Consider the following 19508-nt stretch of genomic DNA (forward strand, 5'->3'; position numbering starts at 1 on the left):
GCGTTGACGGGGGCAAGGCGGGTTGCTATATTACTAACCAGTCAGTCAGTAATTTATGGCCGCCCTCCCCCCAGTCCCCGAATCGTCCGAACCCCCGCGCCGTGGCCGCCGCAAGGAAGCCCGGCCCGGTGAATTGCTGGACGCTGCCCTGGACCTGTTCGTGGAAAAAGGGTTCGCCGCCACCCGGGTGGACGAGGTCGCCGCGCGCGCGGGCGTGTCCAAGGGCACGCTGTTCCTCTACTTCCCCAGCAAGGAAGACCTTTTCAAGGCCGTGGTGCGCAAGAACATCGCGGGCCGCTTCCCTGAATGGGACCTGGAGATGGAAACCTTCGAGGGCACGAGCAGCGAACTGGTGCAGTACTGCTTTCAGACGTGGTGGGAGCGCGTGGGCTCCACCAAGGCCTCGGGCCTGGGCAAGCTCATGCTGAGCGAGGCCAACAACTTCCCGGAGATCGCTGAGTTCTACCGCCGGGAGGTCGTGGAACCCGGCCACCGCCTGATCCGCCGCATCCTGCAGCGCGGCATGGACCGTGGCGAGTTCCGCCCGCTGGATCTGGACCATGCCGTCTACCTGGTGCTGGCGCCCTTGATGTTCCTGATGTTCTCGCAGCCTTCGCTGTCGCTGTGCATCCCGAACCCTGACACGTTCTCCGCGCAGGAGTACATCCGCCTGCAGGCCGAGAACGTCTTGCAGGGGCTGTGCGTGCGGCCGACCTAGAATCAGGGGTTTGTCTGAACCACAGTGACCCGCCTCCGGAGTACCCCATGAACATGCCTCTGAACACGTCCGCTGACATTTGCGATCCTACCGAGCAGGCCCGCTACAACATGGTCGAGCAGCAGATCCGCCCGTGGAACGTGCTGGACGAGGCGGTGCTGGAGCTGCTGGCCACCGTGCGCCGCGAGGAGTTCGTGCCTCCGGCCTATCAGGGTGCCGCCTTCATCGACACGCAGATCCCGCTGAACCCCTCGGTGGAAGAAGCCGAGCGCCTGGGCCAGGTGATGCTGGCGCCGCGCGTGGATGCGCGCATGCTGCAGGATCTGCAGGTGCAATCCACCGATCGCGTGCTGGAGATCGGCGCGGGCTCGGGCTACATGGCCGCGCTGCTGGCCGCGCGCGCCGAGCGCGTGGTGTCGCTGGAGATCGTCCCTGAGCTGGCCGAGTTCGCCCGCGAGAACCTGCGCAGTGCCGGTGTGGACAACGCCGAGGTGCGCCAGTCCGACGGCGCGCTGGACCCCATCCCCGATGGTCCGTTCGATGTGATCGTGCTCAGCGGCTCGGTGGCCGAGATTCCCCAGCGCCTGCTGGGCCTGCTGCGCGACGGCGGCCGCCTGGGCGCCTTCGTGGGCCACACGCCGATGATGCGCGCCACGTTCGTGCGCCGCCAAGGTGACCGGTACGAGACCACTCAACCCTGGGATGTGGTGGTGCCGCGACTGCGCCACTTCCCGGAGCCGACCCGCTTCAAGTTCTGACACCCCTTCAGCGTCCTTCAGGAACCTTTGCATGATCGACCACGTGCGCCCTGCCCAACTGGCCGACTGGCTGACCGCTAACGCTGGCAGCCGCCCGCTTGTGCTGGACGTGCGTGAGCCGTGGGAGCTGCAGACCGCCAGCGTGACGCCCCAGGGGTTTGAGCTCGTGGCCATCCCCATGGGGGAGCTGGCCGCGCGGCTGGATGAACTGGACCCCGCCCGCCCTGTGGCCTGCTTGTGCCACCACGGCATGCGCAGCCTGCGGGTGGCGGGCTTCCTGGCGCACCAGGGCTTCGACCAGGTGGCCAATATCACGGGCGGCATCGAGGCCTGGTCGCATGAGCGCGACCCGGCGGTGCCCCGGTATTGAGCCACCACGGACGTCGCCCGGCGTGCTGCAGCCTTCCCATTGATCACCGCAGACCTTCCTGAAGAACGCCATGACATCACTGCAACGGTTGCTCTCCGTTTCCCTGGCCGTGGGCGCCTGCGCGCTGGGCGCCCTGCCCGCGCAGGCGCAGAGCCTGTCCACGCTGGTGGAATGGGCGCGCAGCTATGACGCCCCGTGGCAGGCCGCGCAGGCACAGTTGCAGGCCGCCGACAGCCGCGCCGAGCAGGCGCGCGCAGGACTGTTGCCCAGCGCCGCGCTGAACGGGGGCGTGACCTACGCTCGCACCGACCTGACCCGTGGCCCCCTGCCCCCGCTGGACCTGCACGCCCCTACCCAGACCGTGGGCGTGGTCGCCTCGCAGCCGCTGTACCGGCCGGCCAACCGCATCGGCTTCGAGCAGGGGCAGCGCGGGATCGACATTGCCCGCGCGCAGCGTGACGGGGCCGAGCAGGACCTGCTGGTGCGCGTGAGCCAGGCGTATTTCGATGTGCTGGCCGCCCAGGACACCCTGACCTTCGTGCAGGCCCAAAAGGCTGCCGTGGCCGAACAACTGGCCGCGGCCAAGCGCAATTTCGAGGTCGGCACCGCCACGGTGACCGACGAGCGCGAGGCCCAGGCGCGGCACGACCTGGTGTCGGCCCAGGAGATTGCGGCCGAGAACGACCTGCACGTCAAGCGCCTGGCACTGGAGCAGACCGTGGGCCGCTCGGGCCTGACCCCGCTGCCCCTGGCCCAGCCGGTGCAGCTGCCCGCGGTGCAGCCGACCGATGTGAACAGCTGGGTGCACGTCGCGGAAGATCAGCAGCCCCAGGTGCGCCAGGCGGCCATTGCGCTGGACGTGGCGCGTCTGGAAACCGCCAAGGCCGAGACCGGCCACCTGCCCACGGTGGACCTGCAGGCGGGCTACAGCGTGCAGCGCACGCCCAACGGCACCGTCACCATGCCGGGCGTGCACTCCCGTGCCAACGTCGCCAGCGTGGGGGTGGCGCTCAACCTGCCGCTGTTCGCGGGCTTCGCGGTGCAAAACCGGGTGAAGGAAACCCTGTCGCTGGAAGACAAGGCGCGCGCCGACTTGGACAATGCGCGCCGCAACGTGGCCCAGGCCACGCGCGCCGCGTTCTTCGGCGTGCAGTCGGGCCAGAGCCAGGTGCGGGCGCTGCAGGCGGCCGAGGCGTCCACCCAGAGCGCGCTGGAAGCCAACCAGCTGGGCTACGAGGTGGGCGTGCGCATCAACATCGACGTGCTCAACGCCCAGAGCCAGCTCTACCAGACCAAGCGCGACCTGGCCGTGGCGCGCTACAACGTGCTCATGGGCACGCTGCGACTCAAGCAGGCCGCCGGCACCTTGTCCATGGACGACGTGGTGGCGGTGGACAGCCTGCTGAGTCGCTGACACCCTGCGATACCCACCGCTATTGCTATATAAACAATAGCTGCTTGCGCTTGACGGATAAGCGCTAGAGGCCTAAAAGACCATCATTCCCGGTCAAAGCCCGCCGCGTCACCCGTCCGGTTCACGGCATAACGTAGCTCCACCATGCCCGTCCCCAGGGGCTGTGCGTCAAGCAGGCGCAACGCGGTGCTGGGCAGCCGGCGCGGAAACAGCGGCTTGCCCCGTCCCAGCGTGATCGAGCCCACCTGCAGGATCAGCTCGTCCAGCAAGCCAGCGTCGTAGAACTGGCCGGCAAGGTCCCCGCCGCCTACTACCCAGAGGTTCTTCGTCCCCGCGGCCAAGCGCATGGCCGCGTGCACCGGCCGCACGTCGCCCTGCACGAAGCGGATGTCCGCCCCGTCGATGCCCGGCAGGCGGCGCGAGGAGAAAACCCAGGCAGGCTGCGTGTAGGGCCAGGCGGAGCCCGTTTCGGCGCGCACGGCGTCCGCGTTGCGCAGCATCCATTCGTAGGTGGATGACCCCATGGCCAGGGCACCCACCTGCGCGATGAAGGCGGGATAGCTGGATTCCTCCAGGCTGCCCAGGGTGAAAAGCCAATCCAGCGAGTCGTCTTCCGTGGCGAGGAAGCCGTCCAGGCTGGTGGCGGTGAAATACTGGGTCTTCATGGACGGTTTATAGCGCGTACTCTGCCCCGCAAAGCTCTGCAGGGTCAGGGCAGCAACTCGACGCCCAGCGGCCGCACGGCGAGCGCGAACAGGCCAAAGCAGACCACGGTGATGGCTGCGCTGGCCAGCAGGGTCAGGCCGAACCCGATGCGCGGCAGCAGCCAGGGGAAGGCCAGGAACATGGGCAGCGTGGGGACCACGTACCAGAACGTGTACCAGGCGTGGTTGGCGATCTTTTCCTGCGGCTGCTTTCCACGTACAGCCAGACCAGCGCGAGGAACGTCACCAGCGGCAGCGCCGCCAGCAATGCGCCCAGCTTGTCGCTGCGCTTGGCTGCTTCGGACACGGCGACCACCACCGCCGCGGTGATCAGGTATTTGGTGACGAGCCAACCCATCGGTTTTTACAGTTGGTGTACCACCAGGCGGAATTCTGGGTCGTCCTCGAAGGTGCGCACCTCGAAGCCCAGGCGCCGCATCAGCTTGAGCATGGTCGGGTTGTTGGCCAGCACCAGGCCCTGGATCTCGGCCAGGCCGCGATCGCGCGCCACGTCCATGATGCTGAGCATCAGGCGCGAGCCCAACCCTTTGCCGGCGAAGTCGTCGGCCACCAGCAACGCGAACTCGCAGCTCGTCTGGTCGGGGTTGGTCACGTAGCGCGACACGCCCACGATGCGTTCCTTGTGGCTCACCTCGCCCTCCTCGTCCACCACGCGCTCGCGGTGCACGGCCACCAGGGCCATTTCGCGGTCGTAGTCGATGAGGGTGAAGCGCGCCAGCATCGAAGGCGGCAGCTCGGCCAACTGCGACACGAAGCGGAAGTAGCGGCTCTCGGGCGACAGTTCCTTGACCAGGCGCTGCACCATCTGCGCATCGTCCGGACGGATCGGGCGCACCAGATACTCACCCCCGCCGCGCAGCGGCCAGACTGCTTCATAGCGCGCCGGGTACGGCAGGATGGAGAGGTGGCCGTAGTGCCCGTAGCCGGCCACCTCGCCGCGCGAGCCGCCCTGGGCGGTTTCATGGATGACGATGCGCGCGTCCACGGCCACGGCGCCCTGCTCGTCCACGATCAGGGGGTTGATGTCCATCTCGCGCAGCTGGGGCAGCGCGCAGACCATCTCGGACACGCGCAGCAGCACCTGCTCCAGCCCTTCCAGGTCCACGGCGGTGGCGCCGCGCCATTCGCCCAGCGTCTCGGCCACGCGCGAGCGGTCGATGAGCCGCCGCGCCAGGAACTGGTTGAGCGGCGGCAACTCCATCGCGCGGTCGTTGATGAGCTCGATCATCGTGCCACCGGCGCCAAAGGTGATCACCGGGCCGAAGGGCTCGTCGCTGACCAGGCCGATGCAGGTCTCGCGCCCGCGGCGCCCGCGCGCCATCTTCTGCACCGTTACGCCGTTGATGCGCGCGCCGGGCTGTACCCGCGCCACACGCTGCACCATGTCGGTGTAGGCATCGCGCGCGGCCGATCCGTTGTGCACATTCAGCGCCACGCCGCCTACGTCGGACTTGTGCGCGATGTCGGGCGAATCGATCTTGAGCGCCACGGGGAAGCCGAGCTGCGTGGCGATCATCATCGCCTCGTGGCTGCTGCGCGCCAGCAGCGTCTTGGTCACCGGGATGTGGAAGGCCGCCAGCAGCGTCTTGGACTCCATCTCGGTCAGCACGTTGCGCCGCTCGGCCAGCACGCTCTCGATCACCAGGCGCGCGCCCTCGATGTCGGGCTTGGACAGCGTCGTGAGCGGCGGCGGTGTCTGCTGCAAAAGCTGCTGGTTCTGGTAGAACGAGGCGATGTTGCCGAAGGCGCCCACCGCGGCCTCGGGCGTTCGGAAGGTGGGAATCTGCGCGGCCCGCAGGATGCGGCGCGCCGGCACCACCGAGGCGTCGCCCATCCAGCACGACAGCAAGGGCTTGGAGGCCAGGCGCTTGGCATCGGCCAGCACGGTGGCCACGGCTTCGGCGTCGGCGCCGGCCTTGGGCGAGAAGATGGCCAGCAGGCCATCGATCTGCTTGTCACGGAACGCCGCCTCCAGCGCCAGGCGATAGTGCTCCGGCCCCGCTTCTTCCGACAGATCGATCAGGTCGGCCAGCGAGGCCAGCGGCGGCAGCTTGGGTGCCAACGCAGCGCAGGTCTCGGACGAAAAGCGGCCCAGGTCCAGGCCGATCTCGTTCTCCCAGTCGGCCGCCAGCACGCCGGGGCCGCCACCGTTGGTGATGATGGCCAGGCGCTTGCCCACGGGCCGGTAGCGCGAGGCCAGGCACTTGGCCGCCGAAAACAGCTCCACGAACGAGCGCACGCGCACGGCGCCCGCGCGGCGCAGCGCGGCGTCGAACACATCGTCGCTGCCCACGATGGCGGCGCTGTGCGTCTGCGCCGCCTCGTTGCCTGCAGGCTTGCGCCCGGCCTTGAGCACCACCACCGGTTTGGCATAGGCCGCCGATCGCAGGGCGCTCATGAAGCGGCGCGCATTCTGGATGCCCTCCATGTAGACCACGATGCTCTGCGTGCGCGCATCGTTGGCCAGGAAGTCCAGCGCCTCGCTCAGCCCCACGTCGGTGTGCGGGCCCAGCGAAATCACGCTGGAAAAGCCCACCGCGTTGTTGCTGGCCCAATCCAGGATGGACGAGGTGAGCGCGCCCGACTGACACACCAGGGCCAGCGACCCCTCGCGCGCCAGTGGCCCCGCGGCGCTGGCATTCAATTGCAGCGACGGCCGCTGCATGCCCAGCGAATTGGGCCCCAGCAGGTGGATGCCCTCGCGACGCGCGATCTTGCGCAGCTGCTCGGCCAGTTGCGCATCCACGCCGTTGGACAGCACCAGTGCCGAGCGGCAGTTGATGCGCCCCGCCACCTCCAGCGCGGCGGGCAGGTCCTGCGGCGGCTGGGCGATGATGGCCAGGTCCGCACGCGTCTGCGCCAGGTCGGCCAGCGTGCCGCTGGTATGGATGTCCAGGTAGGTGAGCGTGCCCGTGAAGCGCTGGGCGGCCAGCGCCTCGCGCAGCACCTTGGCCTGGGGCGTGTGCGTGTCGGGCGCATCGGCGTTGCCGGCCAGCACGACGATGGAGCTGGGCGTGAACAGGGGCGTGAGGTAGTGCTTGTCCATCATGATGGAGCGATTCTCTGCCATCCCGGCATTGCTTGGCGAGACAGGCAACGCCAGCGGCTTGCGCTGTGTCAGCGCCCTCGCAGTCGCGGTTGCAGTCGTGATCGCAGGAAACGCGGGCGGACCGCTCAGTCGGGACGGTCGTCCACGGCCTCGCGCAGGCGCTGCAGGACGGCCAGGGCCGTGTCCAGGGCCGCGCCGCGGTGCTCCTCGGTGAACGCCACGCAGCGCTCGGACAGCGCCCTCCGCCGCTGCGGGTCCTGCGCCAGGGCGGCCGCGGCGGCCACGCCCTCGGCCATGTCGGCCACGCGCAGCGCGGCGCCGGCGTCGATGGCCAGGCGCGCGGCCTCGGCAAAGTTGAAGGTGTGCGGGCCCATGACCACGGGGCAGCCGCCCGCCGCGGCCTCGATGAGGTTCTGCCCGCCCAGCGGCGCAAAGCTGCCTCCCAGCAGCGCCACGTGGGCCAGGCCGTAATACAGCGCCATCTCGCCCAGCGAGTCGCCCAGCCACACATCGGCGCTGTCCGGCTGCGCGGTCCACTGGCTGCGCCGCGACACGCGCAGGCCGGCGGCCTCGCACAGGCGCTGCACCTCGTCAAAACGCTGGGGGTGGCGCGGGACCACCAACCACTGCACGGACTGATTTACTCCTGAATTAATAGCTGCTGGCGCTTGACTGGCGGGCGCTCTAGGCGTTTTTTGCTTCAAAACCTCCAGCCACATGGCCTCTTCGCCCTCGCGGCTGCTGGCCAGCAGCACCACCGGTCGGGCGCTGGCGGCCCGCCACGTGCGGCCCTGCGCCTGCAGGGCGGGTGACGGCACCACGTCGAACTTCAGGTTGCCGAAGACTCCTGCCACATGCGCGCCGACGTCGCGCAGGCGGGCGGCGTCGTCTTCGGTCTGCGCCCACACGGCCGACAGGCCGGCGTAGGCCGGGCGCGACAGCCAGCCCAGCCGGCGCGCGCCGGCGCGCGACTTTTCGTTGAGCCGCGCGTTGGCCAGCACCAGCGGGATGCGCCGCCTGCGGCAGGCCGCGACGAGGTTGGGCCAGATCTCCGTCTCCATGAGGATGCCGATGGACGGGCGGAACTGCCGCAGAAAGCGCCGCACGGCCCCGGGCGTGTCCCAGGGCTGCCACACCTGCACGTCGCCGGGCAGCAGCAGCTTTTCGCCCTCGGCCCGGCCCGTGGCCGTGCCGTGGGTGAGCAGCAGGCGCATGCCGGGCAGCAGCGGGCGCAGTTCCTTCAGCAGGATGGCCGCCGCGCGTGTCTCCCCCAGGGAGACGGCGTGGATCCAGATGAACTGCTCGTCGGCCTCGGTCTCCGATGACGGCGAGAGGCTGTCCATGGGCGGCGGGTAGTGGCCGAAGCGCTCGGGCACGGCCACGGCGTAGCCGGGCTCGGTGAGCGCGCGGCGGCGCAGCTTGCGCAGCAGCAGCGGCGTGGCCAGCCACACGGCCAGGCTGTAGAGCCACAGGATGAGCTGGTGCATGCCGCCCGCGCTGCCCTCAGTGCGCGGCGCCGCCCACCTGGGCGCCGGGCTTCACGCGTTCCAGCAGGGCCAGCATGGCGGCTTCGATGCGCTGCAGCGCGGCGTCGGTGTGGCCCTCGAAGCGCAGCACCAGCACCGGCGTGGTGTTGCTGGCGCGGATCAGGCCAAAGCCATCGGGCCAGTCCACGCGCAGGCCGTCGATGGTGCTGATGCGGGCCGGCGCCGCAAACGCGTCGGCCGCCAGCGCCTGCAACTCGGCCGTCAGGCGATGGGGCTCGCCCTCCTCGCAATGCACGTTGAGTTCGGGCGTGGAATGGCTCGTGGGCAGGGCGTTCAGCACGGCGCTGGGGTCGGCATGGTGGCTCAGGATCTCCAGCAGGCGGCAGCCTGCATACGTGCCGTCGTCAAAACCGAACCAGCGTTCCTTGAAGAAGATGTGGCCGCTCATCTCGCCGCCCAGGGGCGCGTCCAGCTCTTTCATGCGTGCCTTGATGAGCGAATGGCCGGTCTTGTACATCTGCGGCTGACCGCCCGCGGCCTCGATGGCGGGCGCCAGGCGCTGCGTGCACTTCACGTCGAACAGGATGGGTGCGCCCGGCACGCGCGAGAGCACATCCTGGGCGAACAGCATCATCTGCCGGTCGGGGAAGATGTTCTGGCCGTCCTTGGTCACGATGCCCAGGCGGTCGCCGTCGCCGTCGAAGGCCAGGCCCAGTTCGGCGTCGCTGCTCTTCAAGGCCTCGATCACGTCGCGCAGGTTGTCGGGCTTGCTGGGGTCGGGGTGGTGGTTGGGGAAGTTGCCGTCCACCTCGGAGAACAGCTCGATCACCTCGCAGCCCAATGCACGGAAGATGCCGGGTGCCGACGCGCCGGCGATGCCGTTGCCGCTGTCCACCACGATCTTCATGGGCCGCGCGAGCTTCACGTCGCCCACGATGCGTTGCACGTAGGCGGGCAGCACGTCCTCATGGCGCACGTGGCCGCCTTCGCGCAGCTGCCAGCTCTGCTGCTCCATGGTGCGGCGTAGCTGCTGGATTTCCTCGCCGTAGATCGCGCGGCCGGCCAGCACCATCTTGAAGCCGTTGTAGTCCTTGGGGTTGTGGCTGCCCGTGACCTGGATGCCGCTGGCGCACAGCGTGCAGGCCGCGAAGTACAGCAGGGGCGTGGTGCTCATGCCGATGTCGATGACCTCGATGCCCGCGTCCACCAGGCCCTGGATCAGCGCGGCCGAGAGCGCCGGGCCCGACAGGCGCCCGTCGCGTCCCACGGCCACCGTACGCTCGCCCTGCGCGAGTGCGGCGGTGCCAAAGGCCCGGCCGAGGGCACGGGCCACGTCGTCGTTGAGCGTGCTGGGCACGATGCCGCGGATGTCGTAGGCCTTGAAGATCGCGGGAGAAAGCTGCACAGGGGATTCCTTGGAGATAAGGGGCGGGACCGGGAGGTCCGCCGTCCAGGCAAGGCCGGCAGGAAGGCCGGCAGGAAGGCGGGAATTGTAGGCCCGGACCGGGCGCGCCCCTGTCAGCCGGGGACCCCCCTGAGGCAGGCCAGGCGCATGTCCGAAAACGGCCAGTAGAACGGCTGCGCGTGCCTATCATGGCCCCATGCCCGACGTTCTTCATTCCCCTGCTCCACCCGCCAGCGCCGCCTCTGCGGCCGACGACGACGAGGCCCGCTACCTGGCCCTGCGGGCCCGGGATGCGCGTTTTGACGGACGGTTCTTCACCGGCGTGACCTCCACCGGCATCTACTGCCGCCCCGTCTGTGCCGTACGCACGCCCCGGCGCGAAAACTGCCGTTTTTTTACGCTGGCGGCGCAGGCCGAGAGTGCCGGCTTTCGCCCCTGCCTGCGCTGCCGGCCCGAGCTGGCGCCGCAGGCGCTGGCCTGGTCGGTGCAGGACGCATCGGGCATCCTCGTGCGCCAGGCGCTGCGGATGCTGGATGCGCCGCAGTCCTGGGGCGCGTGCGAAGGCGGCGCCGTGGTCGCGCAGCTGGCTGCGCGCCTGGGCGTGAGCGACCGGCACCTGCGCCGCATCTTCGAGGCCGCGCTGGGCATCTCGCCGTTGCAGTACCTGCAGACGCGCCGGCTGCTGGCGGCCAAGCAGTTGCTGACCGATACCGATCTGCCCGTCACCCAGGTGGCGCTGGCCAGCGGCTTTGCCAGCGTGCGCCGCTTCAACGCGGCTTTCAATACCCACTACGGACTCAATCCCACCCAGTTGCGCCGGCAAGGCGCCGCACCCGATGGGGTACAGGCAGGCGCCCGTGCGGTGCGTCTGGGCCTGCGCCCGCCCTACGACACGGCCGCGCTGATGGGCTTTCTGGCGGCGCGGCAGATCCACGGCATGGAGAGCATCCGCACCGGGCCGGGGGCGCAGGTTCTGCGCAGAACGGTGCGGCTGGCGAGCGCGGGCACCGTTTTCACCGGCTGGCTGGAAGCCGGCTTCGATGACGGGCGCCCCCAGCTGTGGCTGCGCGTCAGCGACGGCCTGCAGCCCGTGCTGCCGCAGCTCATCGCGCGGGTGCGCGCATTGTTCGACCTGGACGCGGACCCGCAGGCCATCAACGCGGTGCTGCACCCCTCCTTCCCGGAGGGCGACGGCCTGCGTGTGCCGGGCGCGTTCGACGGCTTCGAGCTGGCGGTGCGCGCCGTGCTGGGCCAGCAGATCACGGTGGCCGCCGCGCGCACGCTGGCGCAGCGGCTGGTGGAACGCTTTGGCGAGCCCATCGCCACGCCGTGGCCGGACCTGCATCGGCTGTTTCCCACACCGGCCGCTCTTGCCGGGGCAGAAGGGGACGCACTGGGCAGCCTGGGCATCGTGCGCCAGCGGCAGGCCGCCATCGTGGCGCTTGGGCAGGCCGTGGACGCGGGAACGCTGCTGCTGGATGCCAGCGCCGACGTACCCGCCACGCTGGACGCGCTGCGTGCCCTGCCCGGTATTGGCGACTGGACGGCGCAGTACATCGCCATGCGTGCCCTGCGCTGGCCCGACGCCTTTCCGGCCGGGGACGTGGCGCTGCACAAGGCGCTGGGCGTGCAGGGCCAGCCGCAACCCGCGCGCGCCGCCACCGAAGCAGCGCGCGCCTGGCGCCCCTGGCGCAGCTATGGCGTGCTGCGCGCGTGGAGTGGTTTGGCTCTGGCGCTATCAGACCAATAGCTGCCGGCGCTGGGTGCGCCTGCGCAAAAGGCAAATTTCGCGTTTAATGAAGGATTCACCATGCAATACCCCCGCGACACCGCGCAAAGCCGCATCGCAACGGCCCTGGGCGACGTGCGCCTGGCCGCCAGCGCGAAAGGCCTGGTCGGGCTCTGGTTCGACGGCCAGCGCCACCAGCCCGCGCAACTGGATGCCGCGCCCGCGTGGCCCACAGACGATGCGCATCCCGTGCTGCGCGGGGCGGCCCAGCAACTGCAGCAGTTTCTGCGGGGCGAACGCACGCGGTTCGATCTGCCGCTGGACCTGTCGGGCGGCACACCCTTCCAGCAGGCCGTGTGGCAGGCGTTGCTGGCCATTCCGCACGGCGCCACCACCAGCTATGGCGCGCTGGCACGCCAGATCGGCCGGCCTACCGCGGTGCGTGCCGTAGGCGCGGCCGTGGGGCGCAACCCCCTCAGCGTCGTCGTGCCCTGCCACCGCGCCGTCGGCAGTGCGGGCGCCCTCACCGGCTACGCGGGGGGGCTGCCGCGCAAGAAGGCACTGCTGGCGCTGGAGTCGGGCCCGCAAGCCCGCGCCGTTCCCTTCACCCCTCTAGTGAATTTCGCATGACAGCACCACACACGAGCGCTGAAGCCCTCTCCCCCCACGCGCCCGCCTGGGTGGGCGAGTTCGTGCTGCTGTCCAGCTTGTGGGGGGCGTCGTTCCTCTTCATGCGCCTGGGCGCGGCCGAGTTCGGCCCGCTGCCCATGGCCGGGCTGCGCGTGCTGATGGCCGCCCTGTTCCTCTGGCCCTTCCTGCTGCACCGGGGCGAATGGCCCGCGCTGCGGCGCCACTGGCGGCCCGTGCTGTTCGCCGGGCTCATCAACTCGGCGATCCCGTTCGCGCTGTTCGCCTGGGCGGTGATGCACATCGCCACCGGGCTGACATCGATTCTCAATGCCACGGTGCCGCTGTTCGGCGCGCTGGTGGCCTGGCTGTGGCTGGGCGACCGCATCAGCCGGCTGCGCTGGGCGGGGCTGGCGCTGGGCTTCGTCGGCGTGGCGCTGCTGGCCTGGCGCGCACCGGCTGGCGTGGGCGCCAGCGGCAGTCAGGCGGGCTGGGCCATTGCGGCGTGCCTGCTGGCGTCCACCTGCTATGCGGTGGCCGCCAGTTACGCACGGCGCTACCTGGTGGGCATTCCGCCACTGGCCACGGCCACGGGCAGCCAGGTGGGCGCGGCGCTCGGGCTGGCCCTGCCCATGTGGTGGGCTTGGCCCGCGCAGACGCCGAGCCTGCGCGCCTGGGCGGCCATCGCCGCCATTGCCGTGCTGTGCACGGGCATTGCGTACATCCTCTACTTTCGCCTGATTGCCAATGCCGGCCCCAGCCGGGCGCTGGCCGTGACTTTCCTGGCGCCTGTGTTCGCAGTGTTCTACGGCGCGGTGTTTCTGGGCGAAGCGGTGACGCCGTGGATGCTGGGCTGCGGCGTGATCATTGCGTGCGGCACGGCGCTCTCCACGGGGTTGGTGGGCGGCGGGGTGCGGCCGGGTACAAAGGCGCCCTGACGCGCCGCGGCAGGGTTTCACCCGACGCCTGCGGGTCCGCTGCGCGACGCGCGGCACGCACATGGACCGCCGGGCGCAATACACTCTGAAACATGTCGCCTTGCGCCTTCGCCGTATTCCCTGCCGTTGCACGCATCCCCGGGCCGCGGCCCGCGGGCGCTGCGCCATTGCGCCAGGACGGCGGGGACCGCGGGGGCAACCAGCGCGCGGATGCACAGGAGGGATATGCCCACTGAGGTGTTCCTCTCCGGCATCGTGCACCTGCTGCTGATCGCCGGGGCGACCGCGCTGCCGCAACCCGTCCTGCTGCAACCCTCGCGCGGCGTGCGCATCGCGCTGGGCCTGGTGGCCGGGGCTGCGTCGACGCTGGTGGCCCTGCAGGGCATGCCGCTAGACGCGCCCGGGGTGGCGTACATCCACCCGCCCATCATCGTTTCCGCCGCGTTCCTGTTCGGGCCGTTGTGCGGTGGCGTGGCCGCAGTGGCTGCGCTGGCCAGCGGCTGGCTGGACGCGCCGGCCCACTGGGGCGCCATGATCAGCCTGTCCGCGGCCTGTTGGCTGATGGGCTGCCTGGCGTGGCAGCTGGGGCGCTCGACACGCTTGACGGCGATATCGCTGGTGGTCGCGCTCACCGTGCTGGTGCCGCCCGCGCTGCTGCCCTGGACCGAGACGGCCAGCGCCCTCGCCTCGCAGGGGGGATCGGCCCCGTGGCAGGGCATTCCCTGGCGCTACGCCTTCGGCGTGGTGGCGCTGTGCGGCGCCGTCGAGCTGTTGCGTGCGCGGGCCCGGTCGCTGCAGACGCTGGGACAGCACGAGGACGAGCTGCTGCGCGTGCTCAAGGCCTCGGGCGGCGGGCGCTGGGAATGGGATCTGCGCAACAGCCGCTTTACTTACCACGGGCGCTTTTACCGGGCTTTTGGCCTGGCCAACAGCCCCGACGACGAGGACTTCACACCGCTGCGCGCCTTCGATGTGCGCGAGTCATGGCAACGCTGGAACGCCCGGCGCCACCCCGACGACCGCGAGCGCCTGGGCGCGTACCTGCAGCGCGTGCAGGACGGACTGGAAGAGAGCTTCCATGCAGAGTCGCGCATGCGCGATGACGAGGGCCACTGGCGCTGGGTGGTCTCGCGCGGGCACGCGGTGGAGCGCGACTCCGCCGGACGCGTGCTGCGCATGGCCGGCATTGACCTGGACATCACCGAGCACCACGAGATGCGCGACGCGCTGCGCGTGTCCGAAGCCAAATACACCACCGTCTACCAGACGCTGCCCGACGCCGCGGGCATCACCCGCCTGTCCGACGGGTGCTACCTGGACGTGAACCCTGCGTTCGAGCGGTTGCTGGGCAAGCCGCGCGACCAGATTTTGGGACGTTCGTCCATGGAACTGGGCGTGTGGGGCGACACGCAGGAGCGCGCCCGCCTCACCGAGGCGCTGCGCAACCAGGGCGAGGTCCGCGGCCTGCCGATGACGGCGCTGCGCGACGGCGCCGAAGTGCCGGGCCTCATGTCGGGACGGGTGTCGCGCATTGAGGGCGAGGACTGCCTGGTCTTCGTGTTCCACGACATGACGCAGGAGCGCCGTGTGCGCGATGAATTACTCGCCGCCAACCGCCTGCTGCGCCAGGCGGGCTGGATGGCGCGGCTGGGCGTGTGGGAGGAAGAGCCGGGCAAGGGCATCACCTATTGGTCCGACGTGTGCTTCGACATCCACGGGCTGGACCCGGGCACGCCGCTGCCGCGCGACTATGTGCAGCAGTTCGTCGCACCCGTCTGGCGGGAAGCCATGCACGCAGCCCTGCGCGACTGCCTGCGCAAGCGCACTGTGTGGAGCCAGGAAATCGAGATCGTGCGCGCCGATGGGCGCCTGGTCTGGGTGCGCGTGCGCGGGGAACCCATCATCGAGGGCGACCGCGTGGTGCGCGTGCGCGGCATCCTGCAGGACATCGACGAGCCGCGCCGCGCGGCGCAGCGGCTGCGTTCTTCCGAAGAACGGCTGGCGCGCATCTTCCAGCTGCTGCCCTACCCGCTGGGGTTCTCGCGCCGCGAGGACGGCACCTACCTCGACGTGAATCCGGCGTGGGAGCAGGCCCTGGGCTACACCCGCCAGGAAGCCGTGGGGCGCACGGTGGTGGAACTGGGCATCTACTCCGCCCCCACCCGCGCGGCGCTGCTGGAGGCGGCGACGGCCGAAGGGCAGCTTGTGGGCTACGAGCTGGAACTGACCACGCGCGGCGGCGACAAGCGCACCGTGCTGCAGTCCATGAGCCCCATCGAAGTGAACGGCGAGGCCTGCTGGCTGTTCGGCCTGCACGACATCACCGAGCGCAAGCAGACCGAACAGCGCGTACGCGAACGCGAGGAACTGCTGTCGCTCACCATCGAGGCGGCGGCGCTGGGCCTGTGGGACTGGAACCTGCCCAGCGGCGAAGTCACGGGCGACGCGCGCTGGCGCGCCATGTACGGGCTGGCGCCCGTGGAGCCCGGGGCCAGCGCTGCCGTGCACTGGGCGTCGGGTATCACGCCGGAAGACATCGACGTGGTCACCCAGGAGCTGCAGCGCCACCTGCAGGAGCCGCACAAGCCGTTCGACGTGACCTGCGAGGTGCTTGCCCCCCAGGGCGACGGCCGCTGGATCCGCAGCGTGGGCAAGGTGGTGGCGTACGACGCCGCCGGGCAGCCCGCGCGCATGGTGGGCATGTCCATCGACGTGAGCAGCCAGCGCCAGCAGGAGCGGCAACTGGAGCGCATGGCCCATTACGACGCACTCACCGGCCTGCCCAACCGGGTGATGCTGGAGCGGCGGCTGCGCGCAGGCATGGAGCACAGCCGTGCGCGCGGCCAGCAATTGGGCGTGGCCTACCTGGACCTGGACGGCTTCAAGCCCGTCAACGACCGCCTGGGCCACGCGGCGGGCGACCGGCTGCTGGTGGTGGTGGCCGAGCGGCTCAAGCGCGCCCTGCGCCTGACCGACTCGGTGGCGCGGCTGGGCGGGGACGAGTTCGTGATCCTGCTGTCGGGCTTGGCCCATGCCGAGGAATGCGAGCGGCGCCTGCACACGGTGATGGAGAGCGTCGCGGCCCCGTACACGCTGGACGGCGAGCGCGTGCTGGTCACCGCCAGCATCGGCTACACCCTCTACCCCGACGATGAGGCCGACGCCGACACCCTGCTGCGCCATGCCGATCAGGCCATGTATGCGGCCAAGCAGGCGGGGCGCAACCGCTTCCATGGCTTTGACGCCGCCGAGGAGCGCGCCCGGCAACTGCGGCGCGAGCAGTGCGGCGAACTGCTGCGCGCGCTGCAGCGTGGCGAACTGACACTGTTCCTGCAGCCCAAAGTGGACATGCGGCTGGGCACCGTGGTGGGGGCCGAGGCCCTGGCCCGCTGGCAGCACCCCGAGCGCGGCCTGCTGTCGCCCGTGCATTTCCTGCACCTCATCGAAGGGCACACCGAGCTGCAGATGCGTTTTGGCGAATGGGTGGTGGACACCGCGCTGCAGCAGATCGCCCGCCTGATGGCACAGGGTCTGGAACTGCCCGTCAGCATCAACATCACGCCCGAGCACCTGCACCGCCGGGGCTTTGCGGACTGGATGGCATTGCGCCTGGCGCAGCACCCCGCAGTGCCGGCGCGGCTGCTGGCCATCGAGCTCACCGAAAGCGCCGCGCTCTACGACATCGACCACGTGGCGCGGGAGCTGACCAGACTGCGCGCGCTGGGGATGCAGATCTCGTTCGACGACTTCGGCACGGGCTACTCGTCGCTGGCGTACCTGCGCCGCCTGCCCATGGACCACCTCAAGCTGGACCGCAGCTTCGTCGCCGGCATGCTGGGCGATGCGGGCGACCGGGCCATCGTGCAGGGCGTGATCGGCCTGGCGCATTCCTTTGGCTGCGGCATCGTGGCCGAAGGGGTGGAAACGATGGAGCAAGGCCTGGCACTGCTGCAGATGGGCTGCCACCACGCGCAGGGCTACTGCATCGCCATGCCCATGCCCGTGGAGCAATTCATGGACTGGGCGAAGGCCTGGCAGGCCCCCGCACCATGGCGCGCCACAAGCCAGGCCGCCGCGCCCGTACCACCGGCGGCGGCGATAGCCGCCTGATGGCGTATCGAATCAAGCAATAAAAAAGCTTCCAGCGCCCGTCCATCAAGCGCTGGAAGCTATCAAATCAGGAGCAAATTGCCGCCCGTCAGCCCAGCAGTTCCTTGATCTGCTGCAGCGCGACGGGGTCTTCCATGGTGGTCAGGTCGCCCGTGTCGCGGCGCTCGGCCACGGCCTGCAGGGCGCGGCGCAGCAGCTTGCCGCTGCGGGTCTTGGGCAGCATCGTCACGAACAGCACGCGGGCCGGGCGGGCCACGGCGCCCAGTTGGGTATCGACCTGCTTCATCACCTCGCCTTCCAGCTTCAGGCGCGCGGCCTCGTCGGTGAGGCCCGAGGCATCGCGCGGCACCGCGAAGGCCATCGCGACCTGTCCTTTCAGCGCGTCGGCCACGCCCACCACGGCCACCTCGGCCACATTGGGGTGGCCGGCGATGCATTCCTCGATCTCGCGCGTGCCCAGGCGGTGGCCGGCCACGTTGATCACGTCGTCGGTGCGGCCCAGGATGAAGTAGTAGCCATCGGCATCGCGGATGCCCCAGTCAAACGTGCTGTAGACCAGCCGGCCGGGAATGCTCTTCCAGTAGGTGTTGACGAAGCGATCATCGTTGCGCCACACGGTCTGCAGGCAGCCAGGGGGCAGCGGCCCCTCGATGGCCACCACGCCCTTCTGGTTGGGCTGGGTCAGCTCCTCGCCCGTGGCCTCGTCGATCAGCTGGACGTTGTAGCCGTACACGGCCTTGCCCGGGCTGCCGAAGCGCGAGGTTTGCTTCTGCACGCCGTTGCACAGCGTGAGGATGGGCCAGCCGGTCTCGGTCTGCCAGTAGTTGTCGATGATGGGCACCTGCAGCGCGTCGCTGATCCACTGCGCCGTGGGCTCGTCCAGGGGCTCGCCCGCCAGCCACAGCGCCTTCAGGCTGCGGATGTCGTATTTCTTCAGGTAGGCCGGGTCCTGCTTCTTGAGCACGCGCACCGCCGTGGGGGCCGAGAACATGTGCGTGACCCGGTATTTCTCGACGATGCTCCACCAGATGCCCGCGTCGGGCCGCACCGGCAGGCCTTCGTACAGGATGGTGGTCATGCCGGCAATCAGCGGGCCGTAGATGATGTAGCTGTGGCCCACCACCCAGCCGATGTCGCTGGTACAGAAATAGGTGTCGCCCGGCTGTGCCTCGAAGATGTGGCGCATGCTGGACGCCAGCGCCACGGTGTAGCCGCCCGTGTCGCGCTGCACGCCCTTGGGCTTGCCGGTGGTGCCGCTGGTGTACAGGGTGTAGCTGGGCTGCGTGGCGTCCACCCAGATGCAGGGCACCTGTGCATCCATGTGCCGCGCGCGCAGTGCCGCCCAGTCGTGGTCGCGGCCCGCGCGCATGGCGGCGGGCGCGAGGCCCCGGTCCACCAGCAGCACGGCCGCGGGCTTGTGGGCCGACAGTTCGATGGCCTCGTCCAGCAGCGGCTTGTAGGGCACCACCTTGCCGCCGCGCGAGCCCGCATCGGCGCTCACGATCACCGTGGGCTCGGCGTCCTCGATGCGCGAAGCCAGCGACGACGACGCGAACCCACCGAACACCACCGAATGGATGGCCCCGATGCGCGCGCACGCCAGCATGGCGAACGCCGCCTCGGCAATCATGGGCATGTAGATCAGCACGCGGTCGCCCTGGCGCACGCCCAGCGTCTGCAGGCTGGCGGCCATGCGCTGCACTTCCTGGTGCAGCTCGGCGTAGGTGTAGGCGCGCTCGGTATTGGTTTCGGTGGAGATGGCCACCAGCGCGTTTTGCAGCGGGCGCTCGGCCAGGTGGCGGTCCACCGCGTTGTGGCACAGGTTGGTGGTGCCGCCCACGAACCACTTGGCGAACGGCGGGTTGCTCCAGTCGCAGATCTGTTGCGGCGGCTGCTGCCAGTCGATCAGGCGAGCCTGCTCGGCCCAGAAGGCGTCGCGCTCGTCGATGGAGCGGCGGTAGAAGTCGGCATAGTCGGCGGCCATGGTGCTGTCTCCTTGGAATCCTCCGCGCCGACGTGGCGCGGGTCGGTGGTTATCCAAAATTCATAATTATTCATGCCGCGCTTGCGGGAAGCTGACGCGGTCGCAGACGCGCTTGCTGACGCGGCGCTTGCCGCCCCTTCTACGCCCGGCCCACCTTCGTGCTCCACTATTAATAGCTGCTAGCGCTTGGTGGA

13 protein-coding genes and 1 pseudogene are annotated in these 19508 nt (G+C 69.8%); 8 read left to right on the forward strand and 6 right to left on the reverse strand.

Annotated elements, in window-relative coordinates; all coding sequences use genetic code 11:
- Window positions 1-55: 55 nt before the first annotated feature.
- From BA022_RS05080 to BA022_RS05095, 4 genes are all read left to right on the forward strand, one after another.
- The gene (locus BA022_RS05080; RefSeq protein WP_088886759.1) at window positions 56-718 is read left to right on the forward strand and encodes a TetR/AcrR family transcriptional regulator; all 663 of its coding nucleotides are present in this window, start codon (window positions 56-58) and stop codon (window positions 716-718) included.
- Between the two features lie 47 nt (window positions 719-765).
- Entirely contained in the window at window positions 766-1476 is a 711-nt protein-coding gene (locus BA022_RS05085; RefSeq protein ID WP_088886760.1) for a protein-L-isoaspartate O-methyltransferase family protein, read from the forward strand.
- Between the two features lie 31 nt (window positions 1477-1507).
- Window positions 1508-1846: a rhodanese-like domain-containing protein gene (locus BA022_RS05090; protein ID WP_011805270.1), complete on the forward strand. Its 339-nt coding sequence runs from the start codon at window positions 1508-1510 to the stop codon at window positions 1844-1846.
- A 70-nt stretch (window positions 1847-1916) separates the two neighbouring features.
- Window positions 1917-3260, forward strand: coding sequence for a TolC family outer membrane protein (locus BA022_RS05095; RefSeq protein ID WP_088886761.1), 1344 nt, complete (start codon window positions 1917-1919; stop codon window positions 3258-3260).
- Window positions 3261-3343: 83 nt separating this feature from the next.
- On the opposite strand, the gene BA022_RS05100 is transcribed toward BA022_RS05095, so the two are convergent.
- The 5 genes and pseudogenes from BA022_RS05100 to BA022_RS05120 all read right to left on the reverse strand — a co-directional run bounded on the left by BA022_RS05100 (window position 3344) and on the right by BA022_RS05120 (window position 9926).
- Window positions 3344-3925: a dihydrofolate reductase family protein gene (locus tag BA022_RS05100; protein WP_088886762.1), complete on the reverse strand. Its 582-nt coding sequence runs from the start codon at window positions 3923-3925 to the stop codon at window positions 3344-3346.
- A 44-nt stretch (window positions 3926-3969) separates the two neighbouring features.
- Window positions 3970-4322, reverse strand: a pseudogene (locus BA022_RS05105) (DUF3147 family protein).
- Window positions 4323-4328: 6 nt separating this feature from the next.
- A complete protein-coding gene (locus tag BA022_RS05110) occupies window positions 4329-7034 on the reverse strand; it encodes a bifunctional acetate--CoA ligase family protein/GNAT family N-acetyltransferase (protein WP_088888517.1) in 2706 nt (901 codons plus the stop codon).
- Window positions 7035-7159: 125 nt separating this feature from the next.
- Window positions 7160-8521: a 3-deoxy-D-manno-octulosonic acid transferase gene (locus tag BA022_RS05115; protein WP_088886763.1), complete on the reverse strand. Its 1362-nt coding sequence runs from the start codon at window positions 8519-8521 to the stop codon at window positions 7160-7162.
- A gap of 16 nt (window positions 8522-8537) precedes the next feature.
- Window positions 8538-9926, reverse strand: a complete 1389-nt coding sequence (locus BA022_RS05120; RefSeq protein WP_088886764.1) for a phosphomannomutase/phosphoglucomutase — start codon at window positions 9924-9926, stop codon at window positions 8538-8540.
- Between the two features lie 196 nt (window positions 9927-10122).
- On the opposite strand from BA022_RS05120, the gene BA022_RS05125 reads away from it, so the two are divergent.
- The 4 genes from BA022_RS05125 to BA022_RS05140 all read left to right on the forward strand — a co-directional run bounded on the left by BA022_RS05125 (window position 10123) and on the right by BA022_RS05140 (window position 17330).
- A complete protein-coding gene (locus BA022_RS05125) occupies window positions 10123-11676 on the forward strand; it encodes a DNA-3-methyladenine glycosylase 2 family protein (protein WP_088886765.1) in 1554 nt (517 codons plus the stop codon).
- 60 nt (window positions 11677-11736) lie between these two features.
- Window positions 11737-12285, forward strand: coding sequence for a methylated-DNA--[protein]-cysteine S-methyltransferase (locus BA022_RS05130; RefSeq protein ID WP_088886766.1), 549 nt, complete (start codon window positions 11737-11739; stop codon window positions 12283-12285).
- The gene (locus tag BA022_RS05135) at window positions 12282-13220 is read left to right on the forward strand and encodes a DMT family transporter (protein ID WP_088886767.1); all 939 of its coding nucleotides are present in this window, start codon (window positions 12282-12284) and stop codon (window positions 13218-13220) included. The genes BA022_RS05130 and BA022_RS05135 overlap by 4 nt, the downstream gene beginning before the upstream one ends.
- 225 nt (window positions 13221-13445) lie before the next feature.
- On the forward strand, window positions 13446-17330 hold the full coding sequence (locus BA022_RS05140; RefSeq protein ID WP_088886768.1) for a sensor domain-containing protein: 3885 nt from the start codon (window positions 13446-13448) through the stop codon (window positions 17328-17330).
- Window positions 17331-17418: 88 nt separating this feature from the next.
- On the opposite strand, the gene BA022_RS05145 is transcribed toward BA022_RS05140, so the two are convergent.
- Window positions 17419-19314 carry a propionate--CoA ligase gene (locus BA022_RS05145; protein ID WP_011805259.1) on the reverse strand — a complete coding sequence of 632 codons (1896 nt, stop codon included), beginning with the start codon at window positions 19312-19314 and terminating at the stop codon, window positions 17419-17421.
- Window positions 19315-19508 lie beyond the last annotated feature (194 nt).

Source organism: Diaphorobacter nitroreducens, assembly GCF_002214645.1.
GTDB classification, from domain to species: domain Bacteria; phylum Pseudomonadota; class Gammaproteobacteria; order Burkholderiales; family Burkholderiaceae_C; genus Diaphorobacter; species Diaphorobacter nitroreducens.

Bases quoted from the DNA above. Each gene is read 5' to 3' on its own strand.
- BA022_RS05080 (WP_088886759.1), top strand. From the start codon at position 56: ATGGCCGCCCTCCCCCCAGTCCCCGAATCGTCCGAACCCCCGCGCCGT.
- BA022_RS05145 (WP_011805259.1), bottom strand. From the start codon at position 19,314: ATGGCCGCCGACTATGCCGACTTCTACCGCCGCTCCATCGACGAGCGC.
- BA022_RS05140 (WP_088886768.1), top strand. From the start codon at position 13,446: ATGCCCACTGAGGTGTTCCTCTCCGGCATCGTGCACCTGCTGCTGATC.
- BA022_RS05115 (WP_088886763.1), bottom strand. From the start codon at position 8,521: ATGCACCAGCTCATCCTGTGGCTCTACAGCCTGGCCGTGTGGCTGGCC.
- BA022_RS05085 (WP_088886760.1), top strand. From the start codon at position 766: ATGAACATGCCTCTGAACACGTCCGCTGACATTTGCGATCCTACCGAG.
- BA022_RS05100 (WP_088886762.1), bottom strand. From the start codon at position 3,925: ATGAAGACCCAGTATTTCACCGCCACCAGCCTGGACGGCTTCCTCGCC.
- BA022_RS05095 (WP_088886761.1), top strand. From the start codon at position 1,917: ATGACATCACTGCAACGGTTGCTCTCCGTTTCCCTGGCCGTGGGCGCC.
- BA022_RS05130 (WP_088886766.1), top strand. From the start codon at position 11,737: ATGCAATACCCCCGCGACACCGCGCAAAGCCGCATCGCAACGGCCCTG.
- BA022_RS05090 (WP_011805270.1), top strand. From the start codon at position 1,508: ATGATCGACCACGTGCGCCCTGCCCAACTGGCCGACTGGCTGACCGCT.
- BA022_RS05110 (WP_088888517.1), bottom strand. From the start codon at position 7,034: ATGATGGACAAGCACTACCTCACGCCCCTGTTCACGCCCAGCTCCATC.
- BA022_RS05125 (WP_088886765.1), top strand. From the start codon at position 10,123: ATGCCCGACGTTCTTCATTCCCCTGCTCCACCCGCCAGCGCCGCCTCT.
- BA022_RS05135 (WP_088886767.1), top strand. From the start codon at position 12,282: ATGACAGCACCACACACGAGCGCTGAAGCCCTCTCCCCCCACGCGCCC.